The organism is Arboricoccus pini (genome assembly GCF_900187945.1).
Lineage (GTDB): Bacteria > Pseudomonadota > Alphaproteobacteria > Geminicoccales > Geminicoccaceae > Arboricoccus > Arboricoccus pini.
This window is the reverse complement of the sequence record NZ_FYEH01000001.1, coordinates 520,657-544,636: the sequence shown is the minus strand read 5'-3', so window position 1 is coordinate 544,636 and position 23,980 is coordinate 520,657. Positions and strand designations below refer to the sequence as shown.

Here is a 23,980-nt window from a genome sequence, read left to right as displayed (position 1 = left end):
GCCGCCCGCCAGTTTATCAGGGCAAATTATTCTGGCGTGGCGGGGATCCGGCCCACATCGGAGCCGGCGACGATTTTTGCGGCGCTACCGTCGTGGCACTGCGCCGCGCGGTCGCCTGGGCAATACGAGCGGCCAGGGCGGCTTGCGCCGCCTTCGTGGCCTTGGCGGCTTCAGCGGCTCGGCTCGAGGCCGACGACTCCGCCTTGGCGGAGGCCGGCACCAACTTTGAGGGTGTCGCCGATGCCACCTGCTCCCTCTCGGGCTGTGCCGGCGGCGCCTGCGTGCTCGAAGATTCCGCCGACGCAGGTGGGGCATCTTCCTGGCCGATCGCACCGGCGTCTCTTGCCACATAGCCGACCGAAGCCGGCTTGAAGCGAAGCTCCACCGTCTCGCCTCCCGGCAGGGTGACGGGGACAGCCCGGTCGGCGAAAGCCACCTGGCTGTCTAAGGCGATGGCCGATATCTGCGTCATGGCCTTGGTCGATGCCGGCACCATGCCAAGCTGCGCTGCCTGCATCGCCAGCCGCTCAGGCCGCGTCAGATAGGCGTAATCGGCCCGGAGCGTCTGCAAGCGCCACTTCTGCTGCTCGATCTCACGGCTGGTCGAGACGATCTGCCGATCGATCGTGCGAACCGTCCCCTTGAACTCGAAGACGACGACCGCGCATGCGAGGGCGGCCATCCCGGTGAAGATGGTCAAACGCCAGCTCATGCGGCCATCCTCCAGCGAGCATCTCGCCCCAATGGGCCATCCTCCGTTGCGTCGTCCGCCTGGCGAATGGCGACGCGCAGCTTGGCCGAGCGCGCGCGGGGGTTGGTCGCGGTCTCGCCTGCGGCTGCCACCGTCACGCCACGCTTTGCCCAGGCAAAGACGGGCCGCCGCTGTGTAACCGGCGGCAAATGGCGCGAGCGCCCGGTCACCTTGCCACCGGCCTCGTCGACGAAGCGCTTGACGATCCTGTCCTCACCCGAGTGGAACGTGACGAGAACGAGCCGGCCGCCTGGCTTCAAAAGTCCGGCCGCCGCCTTGAGCAACCGCTCAAGCTCGCCCAGCTCGTCATTCACAGCAATCCGCAAGGCCTGGAAAGCCTGCGTCGCCGGATCGATCCTGGCTCCCTTGCGTCCCCCCTTGGCGCGACCGACGACGTCGCGAAGCTGACTCGTCGTCAAGATCGGGTCTTCCGCCTGCCGCCTCAGGATGGCGCGCGAGACGCGGCCAGCTTGCGGCTCGTCGCCATAAAGCCTGAGGATGCGCGCCAGCTCCGCCTGCTCGATATCGGCCAGGAGCTCGGCCGCAGTACGCGAATGGCGATCCATCCGCATGTCGAGCGGCCCCTCGTGGGAGAAGGCAAAGCCGCGCTCGGCCTGGTCGAGCTGAAAGGACGAGACGCCCAGATCGGCCACGATGGCGTCGATGGAGGGAACCGTCGGATCGAGCAGGCCTGCCTGGAGAAGAAGATCCGGCAAGTCGCCAAAGCAGCCCTCGAGCATCTTGAAGGACGATGATTGCCCCTCGAGCACCCGCCCCCGCGCAACCGCATCCGGATCCCGGTCGACGCCGATCACGCTGCAGTCAGCCGCCTGGAGAAACGCGCGGGCATAGCCGCCGCCGCCAAAGGTCGCATCGACGATCCGCGCACCGGCCGCAGGCTGCACGGCCGCGACGACCTCCGCCAGAAGAACCGGCAGGTGACCGATCGATGCAGGGCGCGTCTTATCCACAGGCGGCTTTTTCCTTAAGGGCAAGAACTTCCGCGGATCATACCGCCGGGAGCCCGAGAGCAAGTTCGGACAATCAACGTTCGATCTGCCTTAACGACCATCGCCCATATCGCGATATAGGCGAATTATCCGGCTCGATCTCTACCAAAAGTTTCTAGTCTACAGCCACGACCAAAGAAAAATACCATAAGGGCGGTTGATCACTGTGTTCCGTTTGCATCGGCGGGCCAAAATTGTCCATGTGCAATCGACATCCCAAACCCGCCACAGCGCCAAGCCCGCTGCCAATTCAGCGCCGCCGGCGCGAGCCGTGGAACTCGATGCCGCAAGCTTGACCGAAGCTTAGCAAACTTCTTCAAGCGCTTGAAGCATATTGGAAAACAAAGTTACACGCCTTTTGTGGGTAACTTTGTTGGTAAAATGGTGGGTAGCGCTGGATAAGGGCGGCGGGAGGCAGCCTGTAAGCCGGGTTCTGTCCCTGCCGATTAAGATTCCGCCATGGAAATCCCAACAGGCGATGGATGGCCATTCCTCTAGGGCGCCCGTTGCCGGACGCCTCGCGCGACCTACCCGAACGACCGGCCCGTGGACAGGCTGCGACATCAAGATGTCGCCATCGTTCCTATTCGGTCTTGCTCCCGGTGGGGTTTACCATGCCGGCATCGTTGCCGACGCCGCGGTGCGCTCTTACCGCACCCTTTCGCCCTTGCCCGCAGCCGGCCCCTTGCGGAACAGGCCCGGCGGGTGGTCTGCTTTCTGTGGCACTTTCCCTGGGGTCGCCCCCGCCGGGCGTTACCCGGCACCGTGTCCATGTGGAGCCCGGACTTTCCTCCCCCGCCCCCGTCGCCGGGGACGGCAGCGGCCATCCGGCTGCCTCTCGCCTGCGCGCTTCCTAAAGGCTAGCGGGGCTCGCCGCAAGCCACACGCGAGACAGCATCGGCCACGGCAGCCAGCCGTTCGAGCGTGGATTCGTCCGCCTGGCCGTCGACAGCGTATGGATGCCAGTGGCGCTGAAAGGCCACCAGCGCGGTACGCAGCGATACCGGATCGTGGGGCCGCCTATAGCCGATCGCCGCCAGGAGGTCGGCCACGTCTCCCCTTGCTCCGTCACCGGCCCCGACCTCCGGCCAGAGGCCGATGCCCGCGCGAGCCAGTACCTGCCAGTCGAACAATTCCCCCGGATCTTCCTTGCGGTCCGGCGCGATGTCGCTATGCGCCAGCACGCGGTCCGGTCTGATATGGAAGCGCGCAACCAGGTCGTCCAGCAGGGTCCGAAGGCGCCTCATCTGGACGTCAGGAAAAGGCCGATAGCCGAATTCATGGCCGGGATTGACGATCTCGATACCGATGGAAACATCGTTTAACCGCTCCTGGCCCTGCCAGTAGCTGACGCCCGCATGCCAGGCACGCTCGGTCTCGGCGACGAGGCGAAAGAGGCGGCCATCCTCTTCGAGCAAGAAATGCGCGCTGACTTTGGCGACAGGATCGCGCAGCCGCGCCAGCGCCTCGGCTCCGCTCGGCATGCCGGTATAATGAAGAACGATCATGTCGATACGTCCCTGCTCGCGTGCGTCCCAGTTCGGCGAGGGGGCCTCGATCATGAGCATCGGCGTTCAGAACCGATCGAGCAGCCGGTTATAATACTCGAGTTCTTCTGAGGGCCGGCTGCGCTCGCCCGAGCGGCGATAGAGCTGCTCCAGGACCTCCCGTGCCCGTCCGGCGCCGTTATCCTCCGGTACGGCCGCACCCTGCGGGTCATTACCGCCATTATTGTATTGCGCCCGCCCGAGAGGATCCCGGCCCTGCTGTCCTGGCATCATCGACGCGCCGGCATTGGGCTTGCCCTTGCCCGGCTGGTTGCCGGCCTGCTGCTGCAGTTGCTGCATCATGGCCTGACCGCCCTGCTCCATAAGGTCGAGCGCCTGCGACTGGGACTCGGCGGCATCGCCGGGCATGCCTCCCTTCAGATTGTCGCGGGCGTCGCGCATCTGCATCTCAGCCTGGCCAAGTGCACGCGGGATCTCCGTACCCTGCTCCCCCATACGGCGCATCAGCTCGCCCAGGGCACGGCGCAACGCCTCCTGCTCGGCAGCCGACCGGCCCGTCTGCTGCTGCTCATTGCGCTGACCGTCACGGCCGGCTTGCGCCTGTCGATCCGGCTGAGCACTCTGCTGCCCCTCCATCTGCTGGCTGTCCTGATCCTCCTCGTCCTCGTCCAGTTGCTCCTCTTCCTGCTGCTGACGGCGCTGCATGTCGAAGCTGCGATCCATCAATTGCTGCTGCATCTTGATCATCTTCTGCAAATCGGAGAGCGACTTTTCCTGGTCGCTCGGCGGCTGCGGCTGACCGTTCTGCGCCTGCAGGTTCTCCAGCATCTCCTGGAGCTGCGAGAGCATCTCCTTGGCCTGATCCTTGGCACCCCCGCGCATCATCTGCCTGGCCTGGTCCAGCATCTTTTGCAGATCCTGCCGGTCGACGGCTTGCGCCTCGCCCTGCTGACGCATCTGCTCAAGCTGCTGGCGCTGCTCGGGCGTCATGTTCTGCGCTTGCTCCGTGGCCTTTTTCTGCAACTCGTCCAGATAGCGGTCCATCGTCTGCTGGAGTTGCTCGGCCAGCTCATTCAGTTCCTTGTCATCGGCATTCTGGTCGAGGGCTTGCTGCAGCTTCTCCTGCAAGGCGCGCATCTCTCTCTCGGCGCTGGAAAGTCCGCCATCTTCGATGAAGAGGGCAAGTTCCCAGAGCAGGCCGATCACCGCCTGGCGCTCCTCGAGGGTCCCGGCCTCGGCCACGCGACGCCCAGTGACGTGAAGGCTGAGCGGGACGCCCGGCCCCAGCGTTTGCGCCAGTTCCGAGGCACCGAGATCGGAGAGCTTGGCCGCCACTTCCTCCTGGCTCCCCGGATCGGCGACGAGGCGCTTGCGCTCGGCGATCACCGCACGCGCCAAAGGATGACGGAAGGAGCGTTCCGGCAGGACCAGATCGATGGTCTCGCTGCGCCCGGCCTGTCCTTTGCCGTCGGTCGCCTCCAGCGTCAGACGCATCGGCAGACCCGCTCGGGGATGGGCGGTAAGGTCGAGATAGGCGGCATTCTTGGCCTGCATCGGCTGGGCGGACAGCTTGGCCAACGGAAAATGCTCGACCGCCTGGGCATCGTCTGGCGGACTCATGTCGAGTTGGATCGTCGCCAAGCCGTAATCGTCGCTGGCGTCATATTGCAGATGCATGACACCTCGGGCGGTGGCGACGGGCTTGCCGTCGAAGGCGATCTTGGGCGGCTGATCGCCGATCACACGCATGTCCCAGGCGCGAATCTGCTGACCATCGGCAAGCCTGATTGCGAGCCGGCCCGGCGCGTCCAGCGCCTGGCGAAGCTCGACGCTGCCGTCGCCCAGCTGTTCCACCTTTAAAGGTTTGTCGCCCAGCGTGATCCTCAACCCCTCGGCCAAGTCGGTCGGCAAGTGATGGACCTGAAGCAGGATCTGACTGCCTGTCGGCATCTCTAGGGCGTCGAGCCCCGCCGTCTGCTCTGCCAGCAGCGGCGGCCGGCGGGTGTAATCGGGGGGCGTCACCCAGAGGCTGACGGCCGGATCGAGATGCGGCACGACCGACGTTTGCCAGGGCCGCAACGCGGCCGTCAGACGCGAGAGGTAATCGCCGTGGGCACTGACCAGCGCAACGACGAGAAGAAGGAGCGCCAGAACGCGGAAGGCGAAGGGATCGCGGCTCGGCATCGGCGATCGCGGGGCTGCTAGCCGAACCTGCTCAAGCGAGGCCACCAGACGACGACGATGCGCCCGCCAGAGCGCTGCCGTCGTCGGATCGGCGGCCTCGTCCTCCGGCAACTGGTCACCCAGCGCCCGCAGGGCCTGATGCCTAAGCTGACTGTCGCGCTCGAGCCGGCCTAGCCCATCATCGACCGTCGCGGCCGTCCAACGGCTGGAGCCATGCCAAAGCGCGACGAGGAACGCCACCAGGAACAGGACCAGCAGAAGCGCATGAATGAGGCTGGGCAGCCCGCTGAAGATATCGAGCCAGGCAAAGACGAGAAAACCGATGGCAACGCCCAGGGCTGGCCAATAAGCGGGATAGATGCGCTCGAAGCTTACGAACAGTCGGGCCAGACGCAGCCGCAGACGAAAGCCCAGTCGCCGGCGCGGGTCGGTATCCTGCATCTGCGGCATCGGCTCCTGACTCCGCCTGGATCCCCCCTTAAGCGGGCCCGCTCAAGAGGGAGGATGGGGCAGCCAGTCGGGGATCCTGTCGTCGGCGAACTGTTCCTCGACCGGGCGCATCGCCTTGACGATAGCATAATCGGGGCCATCGATCAGCACCTCTGCCGCGCTGCTTCGCGAATTATAATCCGACATCATGACTGCCCCGTAGGCACCAGCCGATGTCAAGGCCACAAGATCGCCACTTTCCAGGGGCGGCAAGGCGTAGGCGCGGCCGAAAATGTCGCTCGATTCACAGATCGGCCCGACCACGTCGACGAGTTGGTCCGCCGCGCCGTCCTGCCGCCTGACCGGCAAGATCGCATGCCTGGCGCCATACATCGCTGGGCGCAACAGCGTGTTCATGCCTGCATCGAGAACGAGGAAATGCCGCTCCTCGGCCATCTTGGGGTAAAGGACACCCGCAACGAGGATGCCAGCCTCGGCAACCAGCCAGCGACCGGGCTCGAGCACGAGCTCGGCATCAAGATCGCCCAGCACATCGCGGAGCATCAAACCATAGGCCACCGGATCTAGCGGCGTCTCGTCATTGTAGCGGACCCCCAGGCCGCCCCCCAGGTCGAGCCGCTCCAGCGGCACGCCCGATCCCTTGAGCTCGCGATAGACGCCTGCCGCGCGGGCGAAGGCGGCGGCAAAGGGCTCGAGCTCGGTGATCTGCGAGCCGATATGCAGATGCAGCCCGACCGGCTGGATGCCGGGCAGCCGCATGGCCTCCCCGAGCACCTGGCCCGCCTCCTGGTAGGCAACGCCGAACTTATCGCCCTTGCGGCCGGTGGAGATCTTGTCGTGCGCGCCGGCACCGATGTCGGGATTGATCCTGAGTGCCACCGGCGCCACCCGCCCCATCGCCGCAGCGATACCGGCGATGCGCCGCATTTCCTCGACCGATTCGACGTTGAACTGCAAGATGCCCAACTGGAGGGCGCGACGGATCTCGTCGTCGCCCTTGCCGACACCAGCATAGACGATCCGGCCGGGCGCCACGCCCGCTTGGTGCGCACGGGCGATCTCGCCCCAGGAGACCGTGTCCGCCCCCGCTCCCTCGGCCGCCAGCGTGCGGATGACGGCCAGGTTATGGTTCGCCTTCACGGCATAGCAGATACGCGCGCGCAGCCCGGTCAGCGCTGCCGCCAGGCTCCGATAGCGCGCCCGCATGGCCGCTGCCGAATAGATATAGACCGGCGTTCCGGCCGCAGCCGCGATCTCGTCGACCGGCACATCCTCGGCGTGGAGGAGGCCCGCTCTGTAATGAAAGAAAGTCATGGCCGACGCGGGCTCGCTTCCTGGAACGAAGAAGGGGTTAGAAGGTCGAGCCGCCGCCCGAAGAGGGCACGTTCGCTTCGGTATTGGGGATATCGCCACCGCGATAACGGCCGCCATCGGGATAGCGCACCATCGAGCTGCGGCCGCAGGCCGCAAGGCCGCCCGTGGCCGCGCCGAGGAGCAGCCAGCGTTGCAAGAGGGCGCGGCGCGAGGACTGCCTCGAGTTGCGCGTCTCCGCCGCCGGCTCCGGTCGCCACATGAGCCTCATGGACCTTCCTCCAGATAAAGCCGACGGGCTGCGGCCACGGCCTTTGCCACGTTCTCCGGCGCGGTGCCACCCATGCTGACCCGACTAGCGACCGACTGGTCCACGCCCAATACCTGCTGGACCGACGCATCGATCCTGGCATCGATCGCTTGCAGCTCCGCCACCGTCAGGTCCTCAAGCCCGACGCCTCGGCCTTCCGCCAACTTCACGGCCGAGGCGGCCACGCCGTGGGCCTCGCGAAACGGGACGTTCTTCGCGCGTACCAGCCAGTCAGCTAAATCGGTAGCCGTCGTATAGCCGACGTTGGCCGCCGCGCGCATGCGCGCGGCATCGACGCGCATGCCGGCAATCATCGCCGCCGAAGCCGAGACGCAGAGCTCCAGGGTATCGACGGCATCGAAGACACCCTCTTTGTCTTCCTGCATGTCCTTGGAATAGGTGAGCGGCAGCCCCTTCAGCATGACGAGCAAAGCCTGCAGATGGCCGATGATGCGGCCAGCCTTGCCACGCACCAGCTCGGCCGCATCCGGATTGCGCTTTTGCGGCATGATCGAACTGCCGCTGGTGAAAGCCTCGGCCATCTTGATGAAGCCGAACTGGAAGGTCGACCAGAGTACCAGCTCTTCCGCCAACCTTGAGAGATGGATGGCGCAGATCGAGGCCGACGCCAGATAGTCGAGCGCGAAGTCGCGATCCGAGACGGCGTCGATCGAATTGCGCATGGGGGCATCGAAGCCAAGCTCTGCTGCCGTCATCTCCCGATCGATGGGAAAGCTGGTGCCGGCCAGCGCCGCCGCTCCAAGCGGGCTCTGGTTCATCCGCCGCCTGGCATCGGCAAAGCGCGAGCGATCGCGCCCGAACATCTCGACATAGGCCAGCAAATGATGCCCGAACGTTACGGGCTGGGCAGCCTGGAGATGGGTAAAGCCCGGCATGACCGTGCCCGCATGGATCGCAGCCTGATCCAAAAGGGCCGCTTGAAGCGATCGCAGCAGGTCCTGAGCACGATCGAAGGCCTTGCGCGTCCAAAGCCGCATGTCGGTCGCGACCTGATCGTTGCGCGAACGGCCCGTGTGCAGCCGACGGCCCGCCTCGCCCACCTTCTCGGTGAGGCGCTGCTCGATGTTGAAATGGATATCCTCGAGCGCCCGCTCGAACGAGAAGGCGCCCCTGGCGATCTCCTCGCCGATCTCGCCAAGGCCGGCATGAATGGCCACCTTGTCGGCCTCGCTGATAATTCCCTGCCTGGCCAGCATGCGACTATGCGCCAGCGAACCCTCGATATCTTCGGCCCAGAGGCGCTTGTCGAAGTCGATCGAGGCGTTAATTTGCTCCATCAACGGTGCCGGGTCGACGTCGAAATGTGCGCCCCAGAGACGTCGGGCACCGCTGGTGCCGCCTTGTGGCGCCGCCGTCCCCTTCCTCTCGTCCGAAGAGCCCATCATGTCCCGCTTTCTCATCAAGGCCGCAGCCTTGGCCATTGCCATTCAGTGGGGCGCCACGACCGGTGTCCTGGCCCAGGAGGCCGCACCCCTTGCGATCGGCCCTGCCGCCACGCGCGCATCCCTCCCGGCTCTACCCTTCAAGCGCCTCGACGGCAATCCGGCCAGCCTCGCGGATTACAAGGGCAAGGTCGTGGTCCTCAATCTCTGGGCGACATGGTGCGCACCCTGCAAGAAAGAGATGCCAAGCCTGGCCAGGCTGCAGGCCGGCTTCCCCAAGGACCATCTCGTCGTCCTGGCGGCATCGGTCGATCGCGGCGACGACAGCAAGGTCGAGAATTTCGTCGATGCGGCAGGCCTTACTGATCTGGAGATCCTGCGGGATGCCAAGATGGCCGTACCACGCGAACTGACCCTGCCCGGCATCCCGGCTACACTGATCATCGACAAGGAGGGACGCGAGGCCGCGCGCATCCTGGGCGACCGGGACTGGGACGCGGCTCCGACGATCGCCACCTTAAAGGCCCTCGTCGACGAGGCTCCGCCCGGCTGATCGAGAGGCTCCCGACGCCGCTCGGCCTAGCGCCGCCACAGTCAGACGACGTCGCTCGTCAGCGCGAAGGGAATGAACGCCTTGGGCAGTGCATCTGGATGCCTGCGCTGCGCTGCCTGGAGATAATCACTGCTTTGCATCTCCATCAGTCGGCTTACCGTTCGTTCGAACTCGAAAGCCCCCTCGCCCTCGAGATAGAGTTCGGCCGGGGCGGCCGCCATGCTCATGACCAGGACGACCTTCCGCTCGTAGAGCGCGTCGACAAGGGTCATAAGGCGCCTTGCCTCATTCCGCCGGGCAGGGCTCAAGAGCGGCACGTTTTCGATGACGATGGCGGCAAAGCGCTCGGTTAGTGCCAGATAATCGGCTGCTCCCAAGGGACGATCGCAAAGCTCCTTGAACTCGAAGGCCGCAACTGCACCGGCTGCGCGCGCGACGTCGAGAACGCGGCCTCCCACCGGCAGCTGGAGCGGTGCTGCCGGCTTCCCGTCGGCCAGCTTCGCGAATATCTCCTCGATCTTGCCAGCGGCGGCGGCATCAAGCGGGCTTACGAAGATCGGCAGGTCGGGGATTTTCTCGAGCCGATAGTCGAACGGCCCGTTCAAGGAGAGCACGTCGACCTTGCTTAGGAGGAGGTCGATGAAAGGCAGGAAGCGGTCGCGGTTGAGGCCATTTTCGTAGAGACGCTGGGGCGGCCAGTTGGAGGTCGCGACGACGACCACACCTGCTGCGAACAAGCCCTCGAACAGACGCGCGAGGATCATGGCATCGGCGATGTTGACGACGTGGAACTCGTCGAAGCAAAGGAGCCTCGCCTCCTTGGCGATCTCCCGCGCCAAACGCTGTAGCGGCTGCTCGCCTTCCTTGCCGCGCAGGGCCGTGAGACGGCGCTGCACTTCCAGCATGAATTCGTGGAAATGCACGCGGCGCGAGGCTTTAACGTCGGCGGCGGCGAAGAACAGATCCATCAGCATCGATTTGCCGCGCCCGACATCGCCGTGGATGTAGAGTCCGCGCGGTGCTGACGGCGACGGGGAGGGGCGGCCGCCCACCAGCCGCTTCAGCCATCCACCGCCCGAGGCTGGCGCCGGCTCCTGCGCGACCGTGGCCAGCGCCTCGACCAGGGCGTCCAGGCGTTCTGCCGCCGCCATTTGCTGCGCATCGGCAAGGAGATCGCCCTTCTCAACGCGACGGCGTACTTCTTCGACGATCGTCATAGAGAATGAATACCGGCTGCTAGATCTCTGAAGGCCCCGGCGACTCGAGCGGGAATATGAGTTGTACCTTCGTGCCCGCCTCGCTGGATGCGATGTCGATCGTGGCCTCGATCGACCCCGCCATCGTGCGAACGATGCGAGTTCCCATTCCGCTGCCCCGAGCCGGCGCATCTGGGGAATAGCCCACCCCCTCGTCTTCCACCACCAGCCGCAGCGCCTCATCAGCCATGCGATCGAGCGTGACACGGATGGCGCCCGCTTCGCCCTGCGGATAGGCATATTTGGCAGCGTTCGTGACCAGCTCGCTGACAATGACGCCAAGCGAAATCGCCATGTCCGTAGGAAGACGGATCGGCATGATGCTCGAAGTAACGCTCTGAGTCTCCAGAGAGGCGGCCAGTTCCTCCACAAGGGGTCCTAGATAATCCGCCGCATCGACGAAGCGGACATCGCCCGAGCTATAGAGCCGCTTGTGCACCTGCGCGATCGCCAGGATTCGATGCTCGGTCTCCTGAAGGACGTGATGCGCGGCTGGGTCCGCGACGCCGGACGCCTGCAGCCGGACCAGGGACGAGACCAGTTGCAAGCTGTTGGCGACGCGATGATTGACCTCGCTCAGCAATGCCTCGGCGCGATCCCGTGCCTCGCGAACGGCCTGTTGAGCTGCCTCGTGAGCACGCCGAAACGCACTCTGCTGGATGGCCAGATCGATGGCGCGACGCAAAAGCGGCAGGAAATTACCACCGACATCCTTGATGACATAATCGACGGCGCCGGCCTTGAGCGCAGCCACGGCGATCCTCGCCTCATCGCTGCCGGTAAGATAGATGGCCGGTGGCGGATCCGCGAAATCCTTGAGCACCTCCAGCGTAGCGATGCCGTCCTGATTGGGCATGATGTGATCGAGGACGATGACGTCGAACGCCTGCTCTTTGATCAGTCGCATGCCTTCAAGGGCGTCGCCGACGGCGATGACTTCGCAATGATGACGCTGCAGATCCTTGGTAACCAGACGACGCAGGCCCTCGTCATCGTCGATGAATAGGACGCGCCGTACCTGTCCGGCATAGCTATCGATCATGAAGGTTCAGGCACCTGGATCACCGAGATAAAGAGGCCGAGCTGCCGGATTGCCTGGCTGAAAGCCTCGTACTCGACGGGTTTGGTGATGTAGACGTTACACCCGAGGTCATAGCATCGCTGGATCTCGAGCTTGTCGTCCGTGGTCGTCAGGACGATCACCGGCGCCCGCTTCAAATTATCGTCGTTCTTCAACCGCACCAGAATGTCGGTGCCGTTCATGTCGGGCAGATTGAGGTCGAGCAGGACGAGGACCGGTCGGGAGGCATCGTTGCCTACCCCAAAGAGGTACGAAAGTGCCGAGGTGCCGTCGACGAAATGCTCGACCGGATTATATACGCCAGCACGTCGGATATTCTTCATGATGAGTCGGGCATGACCTTCGTCGTCCTCGACCATGACGATGGTAACGGCCGCTGGATTGATGGCGCTCATGAGGTGGTTCCCTCTTGTGTTGGCATGATTTTCGGCAGGATCAGCGTAAACTTGGTTCCCTCGCCAAACCGCGACTCCAGTCGAATATCACCCCCCAGTCGCCGTACCGCCGCACGCACGAATGCTAGCCCCAGGCCCTCGCCGGGCTTGTCCTGCGTCCCGGCACGACGAAAAAGCTCGAACACACGCTCATTATCCTTGGCCTCAATACCACGTCCATTGTCGGCGACAGTCAGTTCGACGACGTCGCCGGCGTCTATTCCCGACAAGGTGATACGTCCAGGCCGAGTATTGTCCAGATACTTGACGGCGTTGTCGAGAAGATTGCCGACGATCTGCTCGAACGTCAGCCTGTCGGTCACAATCTTAGGAAGCGCACCTTCGATGGTGGCGGTGGCGCCGGCGGCATCGAGCTGGAATTGCAGGCTCTGGATCGCGTTGGTGAATACTTCAGCCGTGTCCAGCGATTCGGGCGTCAGCACCCGCCTTCCGTCGCGCGACAGGCGCAAGATCGCATTGATCAGCCGGTCCATCTTGCCCGTCGCCGACCTGATAAAGGCGATGGCCTCTGGCATCTCCTCCTCGATCACCTGCTTCGCCTCGGGATCGACCAGTGAGGACGCCTCAGCCTCGATCACCGCCATCTGGCGCTGCAAGGCCGCAAGTCCGGCATTAAGCTCACTCGTGAAGCCCATGACGTTGACGAGCGGCGAGCGCAGATCATGGCTGACGATATAGGCAAAGCGCTGGATTTCCTCGTTCGCGGCCCGCAGATCGAAAGTTCGCTTGTCGACGATGCCGGCTAGGCTGGCATTCAAGCGTGTAAGATCGCTGCGGGCCCTCTCGAGCGTGCTCGTGTCGCGCCGCACGATGTAGATGGCAGCCCCCGCCAGGCCCACCAGCAAGACCGCTGCGAGAAGATTGCCCCAAATCAGCCATTGGCCGCTGCTTCTCGAACTGCGACTGAGCGCGGAGAGCTGCTGATCCTCGGCAGTGATCATGTCAGCGACTTTCTTACGGATCGCATCCATGAGTTGCATGCCGCGGTTCGAACGGATAGCGGCCACGGCTTGCTCGAGGTCGCCCCTGCGGCGCATATCGACACCGGCGGCCAATCCGTTCAACTTGGCATCGATCGCCTTCTCGAGTTCCGCTTCCCTGGCCTTTTGATCGGGAATATCAGCCACGATGGCCTGGAGGGTTCCTCGTGCCGCAGGCAAAGCATCAATCGCCTCGGAGTAGGGACGCAGATAGTCCGGATCGCCAGTGATGATGTAGCCGCGCTGACCCGTCTCGGCATCCTGCATGAGACGTAAAACAAGCCAGATTTGCGTCTTGCGTTGCTCCATTCGCTCAACGCTGCCAGTGCTCTGACTATATTGTCCGACAATCCAAACGGTGGCAGTAACGATAGCTAGAAGGGCAGCGCAGCCGATGACCATGACGACAGCGTTGGTGGCGAACCGCGGCAGGACCAGCCCAGCAAGGCTGTAGGTCCGCGCCCGTGCCCGATCAAACCGAATAGCGGCACTACCGCTGTTCCGCGCAACACCGCTCAATCTTTCCTCCGGTTCGGCCGCCGATTGGCCCGAGCCTCCCCCGAGCCTTCAGAACAAATCTAAGCACGAACACGGGCTGATGGCGATATACGCCCGTCGCCCCCACTCCCCTTCGATGTCGATTCTCGCTTTGTGTCGAAATCGACACAGACATTGGGCATACTTGTTAGAAGAGTATGGTCAAGCAAACTGTCAGGCACATCTCTGCAAGCCAGCGAATCCCCGCCCCCCCGCCACGCGAGGTCTATTGGCAACGATGTCGGATGCACGCGAGCCAAAGCCGGCCGGCAGCATCTTCGACCGTGACATCGATCGCGATGCCAGGCGCATATCGATTGACTGGGGTCGCGCCTTCGTCTCGGCAAGCCGACATTTCGTCCTTGAGGAAGGCCCGGTGATCGCCGGCTATCTGGCCTTCACTTGTGTCTTTGCGATTTTCCCTTTCCTCATCTTCCTCCTTTCGCTCGCAGGCTTCATCGGCCAATCTCAAGCCGCCAGCGAATCGATCCAGATCGGCCTCGGCCTCGTGCCTCCCGAGGTGCAGGACGTCTTGCGCCCGACCATCATGCAGATCATGTCCGGCACCACGCCCGGCCTCATGACGGTCGGCATCGCGGTCGCCCTCTGGGCGGCCTCCTCCGGAGTCGAAGCTGCGCGGCACGCACTGGACAAAGCCTATGGCTCGCTTGCCAATCAGCGCAATTTCATCGTGCTCCGGCTGCAAAGCATCGCCATCACCATCGTGGGCTCGGTGCTCGTCCTCGTGGCGGTCCTCGTCCTGGTGGCCGCTCCCTTCATCCGCTCGCTGCTGGAGTGGGCGAACACTCAAAATTTCTTCTATTCCGACCTGACGACATTCACGCGTTTCGCGCTTGGCCTCAGCATCATGATCAGTGTCACCCTGGCCATGCATCTGATCCTGCCAGCCGCCCGGCTCAGGCTGTCCGACGTTTGGCCGGGGGCCATCGGCTCGGTCCTGATCTGGGCGATCTCGGTCAGCCTCTACTCGCTCTATCTCCGCAACCTGGCACGCTATAATCTGACCTATGGGAGCCTTGGCGGGATTGTTCTAACCCTTTTCTTTTTCTACGTTTCCGGCGCCATCTTCATCTTCGGCGCGCAATTGAATGGGGCCATCAGGCGCCAACGCCTGCGTGCCGCCGGCCTGATTCCCCTGGGCAACGACGGCAAAACGCTCGATCGATCGCCCTGAACCACAAACCAAGATGCCGGCTCACGTAGCCCGCGCACATTCAACCCGGACTTGATAGCCGAAGCCTATGCCCGATACGATGACACAATCTCAAGCACAGATCCCAAGCGGGACGCTGATGGCCGGCAAGCGCGGGCTGATCATGGGGATCGCCAATGAGCGCTCGCTCGCCTGGGGCATTGCCCAACAGGTCCATGCACAGGGCGCGGAGCTGGCGATCACCTATCAGGGCGAGGCACTGAAGAAGCGGGTCGGCCCCCTGGCCGAGCGGGTCGCCGCAGCGCATCTTTTGCCTGCCGACGTGACCGATCCCGCAAGCCTGGATGCCCTTTTCGCCGATCTCGAGGCAAAATGGGGCCGGCTCGACTTCCTGGTCCACGCGATCGGATTCACCGACAAGGAAGCGCTACGCGGGCGCTATCTCGAGGTCACGGCCGAGACGTTCAAGATGACGATGCACGTCTCGGCCTTCTCCTTCACCGATCTCGCCCGCCGGGCCGAACCGCTCATGACCGATGGCGGCAGCCTCCTGACGCTGACCTATGCGGGGGCCGAGCGCGTCATGCCGCACTATAACGTCATGGGCGTGGCCAAGGCAGCGCTCGAGGCCTCCGTCAAATACCTGGCGGTAGACCTGGGCCAGAGCCGGATTCGCGTGAACGGAATCTCGGCCGGCCCGGTCAAGACGCTGGCAGCGTCCGGCATCGGCGATTTCCGCTATATTCTCAAATGGAACGAGTTGAACGCACCGCTCAGGCGCAATACTACCATTGAGGACGTGGGCGGGGCAGCGCTCTATCTCCTCTCCGATCTTGGTGCTGGCACCACGGGCGAGATCCTGCATGTCGACAGTGGCTACAATGTCGTCGGCATGAAGGCGATCGATGCGCCGGACATCGCGCTTGCCAAGGACTGACCCTTGCGGCCGACTTGGGTCTGCCCTACCACCCCCGCCGATTTCAACGGCAGCAACCTGGTAATTCAAGCATGGCCGGCTCGAGCTTCGGCACTCTCTTTCGCTTCACCACCTGGGGAGAAAGCCACGGGCCGGCCATCGGCGTCGTTGTCGATGGCGTTCCCTCGCTGATCGAGCTCGGCGCAGACGACATCCAGCTCTGGCTCGACCGCCGCAAGCCCGGTCAGTCCAAGTTCACGACCCAGCGCCAGGAGCCCGACAAGGTCGAGATCCTCTCGGGCGTGTTCGAGGGGCAGACGACCGGCACGCCGATCTCGTTGCTGATCCGCAACGAGGATCAGCGCTCGCGCGATTATGGCCAGATCAAGGACAGCTACCGGCCGGGCCATGCCGACATTACCTACGAGGCGAAATACGGAATCCGCGACTACCGGGGCGGCGGCCGATCCTCGGCCCGCGAGACGGCGTCACGCGTGGCTGCGGGCGCCATCGCCCGCAAGATCCTCGGCCCGGAGGTGGCAATCCGCGGCTATCTGATCCAGATCGGCCAGGATCGGATCGACCCCCTTCGCTTCGACCCGCACGAGATCGAACGCAATCCCTTCTGGTGCCCGGACGCCGCTGCAGCGGCGCGCTGGGAAGAACAGCTTCTGGAGATTCGCAAGGCGGGATCGTCGGTCGGTGCCGTAATCGAAGTGGTCGCCGAGGGCGTTCCGGCCGGCTGGGGCGAGCCCATCTACGACAAGCTCGACGCCGACCTCGCCAAGGCCATGATGAGCATCAATGCCGTCAAGGGTGTCGAGATCGGCGACGGCTTTGCTGCCGCCGGCCTGCGCGGCGAGGACAATGCCGACGAGATCCGTATGGGCAATGACGGCCCGCGATTTCTCTCCAATCATGCGGGCGGCATCCTGGGCGGCATTTCCAGCGGTCAACCCATCGTCTGCCGCTTCGCCGTGAAGCCCACCAGCTCGATCCTGACGCCCAGGCGCAGCATCAATCGCGATGGCGACGAAATCGAGGTTGCAACCAAAGGCCGCCACGATCCCTGCGTGGGCATCCGTGCCGTGCCGGTGGGCGAGGCCATGATGGCTATCGTCCTGGCCGACCACCTACTCCGGCACCGTGGCGTCTACGCCCGCGGCTGAGAGATCTGGCAGCCTTAGGGCTGAATCGGCGCGCTGCTCGCCAGAAGCGCCTGCCATTTGTCGATATCGGGTTTGCTGGCCGCACGGGCCTCGCCGAGCTTTGCCTGATCGAGAACGGCACCGGGCGGGCAATTGGGCGGGTCCATCGCAGCCAGCGTCGTGCGCAGCCGCTCTTCCATGACGCCCACCGCCAAAAGCGCCTTCGATGCCGCCTGACGCTGCGCCTCGGTCGGCTGCTGCGGCGGACCTTCGACGACATTCTGCCTGACGGGAGCCTCGCGCCCATAGCCCATATAGGCCAGCGCCGCGCAGACGAGGACCAGCAACCCGGTCACGCCCAGGAAGGCAATGCCGCCTTTGCGCGACGCCTGTCTTCTTTCGCCTTCCGCCATCGCCGGTCCACCTGCTTTAGCCCTGTTCTAGCGCGGCTTAGCCATCTTCTGGCAGCCACACGCGCAAACTCAAGCAAAGCTTCACTCAAACCCGTCTTGCTTTCAATGGGCTGGTCTGCTGGCATAGCTCGGCATCGCTGTCGGCCGTGTCCGTCGGACAGCGATGTGGAACGGACGACCAGCGTCCGCACCAGCCAGATAAGGCCATCTCTCCCGGTGGTCGATGGCGATGACCGAGGAACGATGGCGCAGGACGGACCCGAGGACAGTGAACTAGAGCAACTGCGGACGCTCGATCGTCCGGTCGTCCAGAGCCATGGGCGGTTGGCCGCTTTGCTGCGTGGCCGTCTCGGTGAAGCCGATGCGGCACTGCTCGGCGTTCCCGTCTTCGATGCCGCGGGGCGGATCACCGGCTGGAGCGGCAGTGATGGCCGCCCGCTTCGTTCGCTCTCCGATCTGCCCGCCGCCACGCGGGCCGATCTTCAGGGCAAGGCCGCTGTCGCCATCCGCAACATCGATGCCCTGGCCGACAAGCTGGACGAGCAAGGCGATGCCGGCCGGGTCGCCGCGCACATGCTGCGCTCGGCCCTGGTTACCCCAACCGGGGTCGCCGCATTGACGACGGACGGGGTCAATCCAGTGCTGACCTATTGGGGGCATGCGCGCCCCGGGCAGCCACGCCCCGACCCGCTGCCCGCGGCCATGGTGCCGGTGTCGCAAGCCTCGGCCAGCAGCGCCCCGACGGCCGCCGAGGCGGCGGTGGAAACCGTAGCCGCGACGGAAGATGAAACCGCCGCCGCACCGGCGAGCAAGCCATCGGCGCCGACGACGCACGTGTCGGGCCGAGGCGTTCCCGCCTGGGCCTGGACCCTCCCACTTCTCCTCATCCTGCTGGCGGGCTGGCTCGGCTGGCGCGCCTTCGCCCCCCTGGAGCCAGTGACGGTCGACCTCGTCAAGCCCGGTCCGTCGGCCACCGATCCGTCGCTGGCGCCACTGGCTCGACTGGAAGCGCTGCGGCAGGCCCTGCTCGCGACAAAGCCTGTAAGCGATCGGTTTCTTCAGGCCTGCGTGGCACCACCGCCGCCGGCCGCCTCGGTGCAGACGCCACCGCCCGAGCAGACGCCGGTCAAGCCCGAGCCGCAAAAAGTCGAGCCGCCGAAATCGCCGCCGCCGGCCCCGAAGCCGCCCGAGGAACCATCGAAGCCGCGCGAGGAGAAGCCACGTCCGGTCGAGCCGGCGCGGCCGGCGCCCCCTAAGGCGCAGCCCGCTCCCCCGCCTCCGGCCACGCCACCCAAATCGTCAACCGCGGCAGCCTGCAATCCGCCTTGGAAGCCCGAGGACCCGCCGCGCGTCGTCTTCGTCCTCGACGGCTCCGGCAGCATGAGCGAGGACCTGCCGGGTGGCGGCAGCTCGAAGATCGGCGCCGCCAAGAGCTCGATCAGCCGCGTCGTCGACCATCTCCACCCCTCGATCCGGACGGGCATGGTCTCGTTCAGCGACTGCAATGCGACGCAGCGCACACCGCTCTACAGCTCGGCCCAGCGGCCGACCCTGATCGGGCAGGTGCAAGGTGTGCAGCCCACGGGCGGCACCTCGCTCGCCGCCTCGATCACCCGTGCCGGGAATGCCGTCGTCTCGACCGCCAACCTCCCCTCGACGATCGTCGTTGTGAGCGATGGCGAGGATACCTGCGGACGCAATCCCTGTGAGGCCGCTGCCGCCATCCGCGCAGCCCATCCAAACGTGACGATCAATGTCATTGATCTTGCCAATGACAGCGCCGGGCAATCAGCATTGAGCTGTGTCGCCAGCCGCGGTGGCGGCCGCGTGTTCACGCCGCAGACAGCCAGCCAGATGCAGGTTCAAGCACAGCAGGCGAGCGGCTATCCCGACGCCAGCAGCTGCAAGTAGGATAAAGAGGCGCGCATGCGACAGGGCGACATTCTTCTGGAAGGCAGCGCTTCTGGTTATCAACCACTGGGCGCATTCGGCCAACCGGTACACCAATCCTATGTTCAGCTGCGGGCGGCCATCGAACGGAAGCTTGGTCCCCGCTATGCGAATTTCTTCGCCCGCCCCCAGACCGACGAACGCAGCCAGACGATCCGATGGGTGGCGCCCATAGCAGGCAAGGCCGTGAGTTGGCGAGATCTCTCGCCTGCCGAGCAGGCCGACCGAGCGCTGGATCTGCAGATCATGCGGGCCGAGTTCGAACGCTATCGCCAGGAATTGCTGCGCGAGGCGACGCCCTCGGCCAATGGCCGACCGAGTGGCGGCCAAGCCTTTGCCGCCGTGCTCGAGCAGGCGCTCAAGACGCCCAACGATGCGCATCTCCATTTCGTCGACGACCAGCCGGTCGCCACCTTTTGGGGCTTCAGCGAACCTGGGCAAAAGCCCTTCGAGCCACTTGGCTTGGCGCCAGCGGCGGCCCGATCGACCGAACCACCCCCGGCCTCGCCTGAGCCCCCGCTTGTGCCGCCGGTGGCCGAGCCAACGCGGAGACGCTGGTGGTCGTGGCTACTCTGGCCGCTGCTCCTGCTCCTGTTGCTGCTGCTCCTCCTCTTTCTCTTCTGGCCACGCGATACCGAGATTGCCGGCTGGAAGCCGCCGGTTACGTTGCAGTCGGTGCTGCATCCAAAGGAACCGGAGCGAAGCTTCCGGACGATCGATGGCCGTATCGTCAAGGAACGGGGGGGCCTCTTCTACGATACGAACGGCCGACTCGTGGACCGTGGCCAGGTCGTGCTCGATGGCAACGCTGCCGGCACAAGCGCGGACAAGGGCGCAGTCACGCCGGGCAGTGCCCCTTCGGGCGACGACGCAAAGGGCGATCGAGCACCGTCTCCCAAGGACGCGGGTGAAAAGGGCGATGGCCAACAGCCGACAACCCCGAAACCAGACGCCAAGACGCAGGATCAGCCGAACGGCCAGCAGGACAAGCAAGACAAACAGGATCAAAACGGGGCTGGCACGCCGCCCAATCCGGCGACACAGCCACCTAAACCCGAGACGGGGCAAAACGGCAGCCCGCCCGACGGCACAAAACCTGGGGAGGACGCCAACGCGCCAGCCGGTCCGCCTTTGTCGATCCCGAGCGATGCCGCTGCCGGCGCCGGGACTGGTCCTGCCGACTTCCTTGCAGGCCAATGGCGAAGCCAGAGCGGGCTGGTCGACCAGGACACAGGGGCGAAACTCAACCAGACCTATCAGTTCGACAAATCCGGAAATGGGCGTTCGGTCGTGCGGCGGTCCAACGGCATGGAGTGCAGCGCGCCGGCGCGCGCGCTCATGGAAAACGGCAAGCTGCAGGTACAGGAACTGGACAATCTCCGCTGCCCTGACGGGCAGGCCTTCGAAAAATCGACCACGACCTGCACCCGCGATGCGAGCGGCCAGACCGCCTGCATGGGTGCCAATGCCGGAGGAACGGGCTACGAGGTGAAGATTGACCGCGCGAGACCATGAGGTTACCCCCAGGCCTCGCAGGAAAAGCGCGCATGGCGCCAGACGCCATGCCAAGGGAGTGACGGCATGAGCCTTGGACAGGTCATCAAGTGTCCGCCGGTCGTCTGGCTGGTGCCGCAAAGCGGCGTGCAGTTCATCGATCTGGGCTTCACGATGGCCCGCTCCAAGGAACTGCCGACCCAATGGTCGTTCTATGACGACCCAGCAAGCCATCCCTCGCCTCTCCTCGTCGCCCGCGGCGATGCCCCACCCTCCGGCCGTGTCACCTACGAGGTCGACTGGCGCCGCGTCGTCGAGACGCTGGACCGGGTCTGGGTCCCCTTGCCAATGTTCCGCCGCGAGAAGGCGGGCGGTCATGAGCAGGGGCCGATCAACTGGGCGCGCGCCTATCTGGCCCGGCTGAACGAGCCCGACCAGGACGGCTATGACCATCGCCTCGTCATTGCCTTCGACACCGATCTCGCGCCGCGTTCGGCCGATACGGCCTATCTGGCGCCCGCCCCCGAGGATGCGCAGCGCGGGGCGGAATTCTCGCTGGCGGCCAATCCGGAGAAGCTTTCCTGGTTTGCCCAGCAGAACTGGGTGACGGCATGGTGCCGGAGCGCCTTTACCGACATGATCCAGCGGGAAGAGCGCGCCCGGAGCCGGATCGAACCCGTGCTTACCGAGGCCATGATAGCCGAGCGGCTGGAAGGCCCGCGCGAGGACGTGGCGCGCTATCTGGCTCTCATCGACCTGATTGACGCTCTGAAGATCCTGCCGAGCTTCCGCTTCGTCGACCGCTACACCCGGCCTCTGGCCACGCCGATCGACGTCGATCTTGTCCTCGATGTCGGCAACTCGCGAACCTGCGGTCTCCTGATCGAGACCCACCCCGATCAGCTGAGCGCCGACGTGACGCAAGCCGTCAAGCTCGCCATGCGCGACCTCTCGCAGCCCGAGAACGTCGATACGCTCCCCTTCGACAGCCGCCTCGAATTCAACAAAGCGAGCTTTGGCGCCGACGACATCTCGTTCCTCTCGGGTCGCTCCGATGCCTTTTCCTGGCCAACGGTGGCCCGGGTCGGCACCGAGGCCCAGCGCCTTTCAAGTCAGAGGCGCGGCAGCGAGGGCGCCACCGGCATGTCGAGCCCGAAGCGCTATCTCTGGGACGAGGATGCAAGGCGGGACGGCTGGCGCTTCAACGGGCCGATAGGCAAGCCTGACCAGTCGGGCTATGCCACGGGCGTGGAGTTCACCACGCTCATCAACGATTTGGGCGAGCCGCTCTACAGCGTGCCGGAAGGTGTTCCCGCGCATGACGATGCGCGCTTCCCGTCGATCAGGGCACTCTATGCCCGCAGCCATTTGATGACGATCGCACTCTCGGAGATCTTCCTCCACACCTTCTCGATGATGAACGCGCCGGCCCATCGCCTGCGCCGCCGCAATGCCGACCTGCCGCGCCGGCTGCGGCGCATCATCATGACGATGCCAACCGCCATGCCGCTGGCCGAGCGGCAGATCCTGCGCAAGCGGGCAACGGCGGCCCGCGATCTCGTCTTTCTCTGCCTCGGCCTGGCCCGCATCGAGCCGCGCGGCACGGACGGCAGCGGCGAGGTGGTCGCTGTCGAAGGGGCGACCCTACCAGACATCGTTATCGAGTGGGACGAAGCCAGCGCCACTCAGGCAGCCTATCTCTACAGTCAGATCGGCATAGCCTATCAGGGCGACGCACGGAGCTTCTTTTCCCGCTCCCGGCTGCCAGTGAACCGCGCCGACCCGGAGGCCGGCAACTCGTTTCGCCTGGCCACCCTCGATATCGGCGGCGGGACGACGGATCTCGTCGTGACCGCCTACCGGGTGGAGGGGCAAGGCGCCAACGTCACGCTTTTCCCCGAGCAGGTCCTCCGCGAGGGAATCAGCGTGGCGGGCGACGACGTCGTCTTCCAGATCGTCCTCGACCACGTGCTGGAGCCGATCCGCAAAGCGCTGAACGCGCTTGGGCTCGGTCCCCGCACCGACTATCTGATGCATCGGCTCTTCGGCGGCGACCGCGGCGATATGGACGTCGAGGAACAGCTTCGCCGGCAGCAATTCGCCGCCCATATCGGCGCGCCGATCGCGCTCAAGATGATCGAGGCCTACGAGAACTGGGATCCTCTCTCGGGCGAGGATCGGCTTGAGCCGCTCAGCCTCGATTCGGTCTTCGGCCACGGTCTGAACAAGAGCCTCGTCGCGGCTATCGATGGCGAGATCCGCAAGCACGGCGCGCCCGATTTCAGTCTCGCGTCGGTAAGCTTTCCCGTCGACCTCAAGGATATCGACCGCACGGCGCGCAGCGTCCTGATCGACGTCCTGCAGGCCTTCGCGGAGCTCGTCCGCCGCTCGGAGGCCGATCTTCTCATTCTCTCGGGACGGCCCTCCCGCCTGCCCGCGGCCTTCGGTCTCCTGGCTGAAACCAGCGCTCTGCCGCCGCACCGCATCGTGCCGCTGCACGAGTTTCGGGTCGGCCCCTGGTATCCTTTTCGCGATTTCGAATCGCGGATCGCCGATCCCAAGACAACGGCAGCTGTCGGCGCCATGATCTGCCTTCTGGGCGAGGGCCGCCTGCGCGACTTCAATTATCGCTCGGATCACCTGCGGCCGCGCTCGACCGCACGCTATTTCGGCAAGCTCGACACCGACAATCGGCTGCGCGAGGACAATGTCATCTATCGCGAGCTCGACCTCGACAACCCGGACTACGAACTGCCGGAGACGGGCTTCGAGTTCCGCGGCCCCTTGACCCTGGGCTTTCGCCAATTCGGTGTCGACTGGTGGCCGGGCTCGCGGCTCTACTGGCTGGACTACGCCACACCCGAGGCTGCGGCCACGCTCAATCCGCGAACGCCGCTCAAGGTCGAGATGCAAAGGGCCAAGGGCCGCGAGAGCAAGGAAATCGTCGATGCGTTCACGATCCGCCGCATTGAGGACGCGCAAGGCCGCACGATCAGCAGCAATCAGTTACGCCTGCGATTGCAGACGATCGACAATGCCCAGGGCTACTGGCTCGATTCCGGCATTCTCTTGAAGAGCTAGCGAGCAAAGGAACGC

At 64.8% G+C, this 23,980-nt stretch carries 19 protein-coding genes and 1 other RNA gene; 7 read left to right on the top strand and 13 right to left on the bottom strand.

The genetic code is table 11. The annotated features are described in order from the left end of the window. Positions 1 to 16: 16 nt before the first annotated feature. The 8 genes from ftsL to argH form a co-directional block, all read right to left on the bottom strand. Positions 17 to 712: a cell division protein FtsL gene (ftsL, locus tag CFB17_RS02570; RefSeq protein WP_088559802.1), complete on the bottom strand. Its 696-nt coding sequence runs from the start codon at positions 710 to 712 to the stop codon at positions 17 to 19. Continuing rightward, positions 709 to 1,722, bottom strand: a complete 1,014-nt coding sequence (gene rsmH / locus CFB17_RS02565; protein WP_207761892.1) for a 16S rRNA (cytosine(1402)-N(4))-methyltransferase RsmH — start codon at positions 1,720 to 1,722, stop codon at positions 709 to 711. The genes ftsL and rsmH overlap by 4 nt, the downstream gene beginning before the upstream one ends. 445 nt (positions 1,723 to 2,167) lie before the next feature. After that, an RNA gene (gene rnpB, locus CFB17_RS02560) (RNase P RNA component class A) lies at positions 2,168 to 2,600 on the bottom strand. Positions 2,601 to 2,621: 21 nt separating this feature from the next. Next, positions 2,622 to 3,329: an N-acetylmuramoyl-L-alanine amidase gene (locus tag CFB17_RS02555; protein WP_088559801.1), complete on the bottom strand. Its 708-nt coding sequence runs from the start codon at positions 3,327 to 3,329 to the stop codon at positions 2,622 to 2,624. A gap of 6 nt (positions 3,330 to 3,335) precedes the next feature. After that, a complete protein-coding gene (locus tag CFB17_RS02550) occupies positions 3,336 to 5,894 on the bottom strand; it encodes a TIGR02302 family protein (protein WP_165769383.1) in 2,559 nt (852 codons plus the stop codon). Positions 5,895 to 5,945: 51 nt separating this feature from the next. Next, entirely contained in the window at positions 5,946 to 7,217 is a 1,272-nt protein-coding gene (lysA, locus tag CFB17_RS02545) for a diaminopimelate decarboxylase (RefSeq protein ID WP_088559799.1), read from the bottom strand. 37 nt (positions 7,218 to 7,254) lie between these two features. Beyond that, positions 7,255 to 7,485: a hypothetical protein gene (locus CFB17_RS02540; protein WP_088559798.1), complete on the bottom strand. Its 231-nt coding sequence runs from the start codon at positions 7,483 to 7,485 to the stop codon at positions 7,255 to 7,257. After that, positions 7,482 to 8,945, bottom strand: coding sequence for an argininosuccinate lyase (gene argH / locus CFB17_RS02535; protein ID WP_279311692.1), 1,464 nt, complete (start codon positions 8,943 to 8,945; stop codon positions 7,482 to 7,484). The genes CFB17_RS02540 and argH overlap by 4 nt, the downstream gene beginning before the upstream one ends. Between argH and CFB17_RS02530 the strand changes: the two genes are divergently transcribed. Then, a complete protein-coding gene (locus CFB17_RS02530) occupies positions 8,929 to 9,480 on the top strand; it encodes a TlpA disulfide reductase family protein (protein WP_088559797.1) in 552 nt (183 codons plus the stop codon). The two genes, argH and CFB17_RS02530, sit on opposite strands and share 17 nt — an antisense overlap. Positions 9,481 to 9,521: 41 nt before the next feature. Here the strand turns inward: CFB17_RS02530 and zapE are convergent, their stop codons facing one another. The 4 genes from zapE to CFB17_RS02510 are packed head-to-tail and all read right to left on the bottom strand — an operon-like array spanning position 9,522 to position 13,771. Beyond that, complete coding sequence (zapE, locus tag CFB17_RS02525; protein WP_088559796.1) at positions 9,522 to 10,697, bottom strand: cell division protein ZapE; 1,176 nt, start codon at positions 10,695 to 10,697, stop codon at positions 9,522 to 9,524. 19 nt (positions 10,698 to 10,716) lie between these two features. Continuing rightward, entirely contained in the window at positions 10,717 to 11,778 is a 1,062-nt protein-coding gene (locus tag CFB17_RS02520) for a sensor histidine kinase (protein WP_088559795.1), read from the bottom strand. Next, entirely contained in the window at positions 11,775 to 12,212 is a 438-nt protein-coding gene (locus tag CFB17_RS02515) for a response regulator (protein ID WP_088559794.1), read from the bottom strand. The genes CFB17_RS02520 and CFB17_RS02515 overlap by 4 nt, the downstream gene beginning before the upstream one ends. Next, on the bottom strand, positions 12,209 to 13,771 hold the full coding sequence (locus tag CFB17_RS02510; protein WP_088559793.1) for a sensor histidine kinase: 1,563 nt from the start codon (positions 13,769 to 13,771) through the stop codon (positions 12,209 to 12,211). Before CFB17_RS02510 ends, CFB17_RS02515 begins: the two co-directional genes overlap by 4 nt. Positions 13,772 to 14,027: 256 nt before the next feature. On the opposite strand from CFB17_RS02510, the gene CFB17_RS02505 reads away from it, so the two are divergent. From CFB17_RS02505 to aroC, 3 genes are all read left to right on the top strand, one after another. Then, a complete protein-coding gene (locus tag CFB17_RS02505) occupies positions 14,028 to 14,984 on the top strand; it encodes a YihY/virulence factor BrkB family protein (RefSeq protein WP_165769382.1) in 957 nt (318 codons plus the stop codon). A gap of 79 nt (positions 14,985 to 15,063) precedes the next feature. Next, positions 15,064 to 15,900 (top strand): enoyl-ACP reductase FabI, encoded by an 837-nt coding sequence (gene fabI, locus CFB17_RS02500; protein WP_243389678.1) that lies wholly within the window; start codon positions 15,064 to 15,066, stop codon positions 15,898 to 15,900. Positions 15,901 to 15,971: 71 nt separating this feature from the next. Beyond that, complete coding sequence (aroC, locus tag CFB17_RS02495; protein WP_088559790.1) at positions 15,972 to 17,048, top strand: chorismate synthase; 1,077 nt, start codon at positions 15,972 to 15,974, stop codon at positions 17,046 to 17,048. A gap of 14 nt (positions 17,049 to 17,062) precedes the next feature. On the opposite strand, the gene CFB17_RS02490 is transcribed toward aroC, so the two are convergent. After that, positions 17,063 to 17,440, bottom strand: a complete 378-nt coding sequence (locus tag CFB17_RS02490) for a hypothetical protein (protein WP_088559789.1) — start codon at positions 17,438 to 17,440, stop codon at positions 17,063 to 17,065. Positions 17,441 to 17,683: 243 nt separating this feature from the next. Here CFB17_RS02490 and CFB17_RS02485 point away from each other — a divergent pair, with 243 nt between their 5' ends. The 3 genes from CFB17_RS02485 (at position 17,684) to CFB17_RS02475 (ending at position 23,965) form a co-directional block, all read left to right on the top strand. After that, entirely contained in the window at positions 17,684 to 19,351 is a 1,668-nt protein-coding gene (locus CFB17_RS02485) for a VWA domain-containing protein (protein WP_165769381.1), read from the top strand. A 15-nt stretch (positions 19,352 to 19,366) separates the two neighbouring features. Then, positions 19,367 to 20,905: a hypothetical protein gene (locus CFB17_RS02480; RefSeq protein WP_088559787.1), complete on the top strand. Its 1,539-nt coding sequence runs from the start codon at positions 19,367 to 19,369 to the stop codon at positions 20,903 to 20,905. Positions 20,906 to 20,971: 66 nt separating this feature from the next. Continuing rightward, a complete protein-coding gene (locus CFB17_RS02475) occupies positions 20,972 to 23,965 on the top strand; it encodes a virulence factor SrfB (RefSeq protein ID WP_088559786.1) in 2,994 nt (997 codons plus the stop codon). Positions 23,966 to 23,980: the final 15 nt, after the last annotated feature.

Bases quoted from the DNA above. Each gene is read 5' to 3' on its own strand.
- CFB17_RS02480 (WP_088559787.1), top strand. From the start codon at position 19,367: ATGCGACAGGGCGACATTCTTCTGGAAGGCAGCGCTTCTGGTTATCAA.
- CFB17_RS02485 (WP_165769381.1), top strand. From the start codon at position 17,684: ATGGCGCAGGACGGACCCGAGGACAGTGAACTAGAGCAACTGCGGACG.
- CFB17_RS02550 (WP_165769383.1), bottom strand. From the start codon at position 5,894: ATGCAGGATACCGACCCGCGCCGGCGACTGGGCTTTCGTCTGCGGCTG.
- CFB17_RS02540 (WP_088559798.1), bottom strand. From the start codon at position 7,485: ATGAGGCTCATGTGGCGACCGGAGCCGGCGGCGGAGACGCGCAACTCG.
- CFB17_RS02505 (WP_165769382.1), top strand. From the start codon at position 14,028: ATGTCGGATGCACGCGAGCCAAAGCCGGCCGGCAGCATCTTCGACCGT.
- CFB17_RS02520 (WP_088559795.1), bottom strand. From the start codon at position 11,778: ATGATCGATAGCTATGCCGGACAGGTACGGCGCGTCCTATTCATCGAC.
- lysA (WP_088559799.1), bottom strand. From the start codon at position 7,217: ATGACTTTCTTTCATTACAGAGCGGGCCTCCTCCACGCCGAGGATGTG.
- CFB17_RS02475 (WP_088559786.1), top strand. From the start codon at position 20,972: ATGAGCCTTGGACAGGTCATCAAGTGTCCGCCGGTCGTCTGGCTGGTG.
- argH (WP_279311692.1), bottom strand. From the start codon at position 8,945: ATGAGAAAGCGGGACATGATGGGCTCTTCGGACGAGAGGAAGGGGACG.
- aroC (WP_088559790.1), top strand. From the start codon at position 15,972: ATGGCCGGCTCGAGCTTCGGCACTCTCTTTCGCTTCACCACCTGGGGA.
- zapE (WP_088559796.1), bottom strand. From the start codon at position 10,697: ATGACGATCGTCGAAGAAGTACGCCGTCGCGTTGAGAAGGGCGATCTC.
- ftsL (WP_088559802.1), bottom strand. From the start codon at position 712: ATGAGCTGGCGTTTGACCATCTTCACCGGGATGGCCGCCCTCGCATGC.
- fabI (WP_243389678.1), top strand. From the start codon at position 15,064: ATGACACAATCTCAAGCACAGATCCCAAGCGGGACGCTGATGGCCGGC.
- CFB17_RS02490 (WP_088559789.1), bottom strand. From the start codon at position 17,440: ATGGCGGAAGGCGAAAGAAGACAGGCGTCGCGCAAAGGCGGCATTGCC.
- CFB17_RS02555 (WP_088559801.1), bottom strand. From the start codon at position 3,329: ATGCTCATGATCGAGGCCCCCTCGCCGAACTGGGACGCACGCGAGCAG.
- CFB17_RS02515 (WP_088559794.1), bottom strand. From the start codon at position 12,212: ATGAGCGCCATCAATCCAGCGGCCGTTACCATCGTCATGGTCGAGGAC.
- CFB17_RS02530 (WP_088559797.1), top strand. From the start codon at position 8,929: ATGTCCCGCTTTCTCATCAAGGCCGCAGCCTTGGCCATTGCCATTCAG.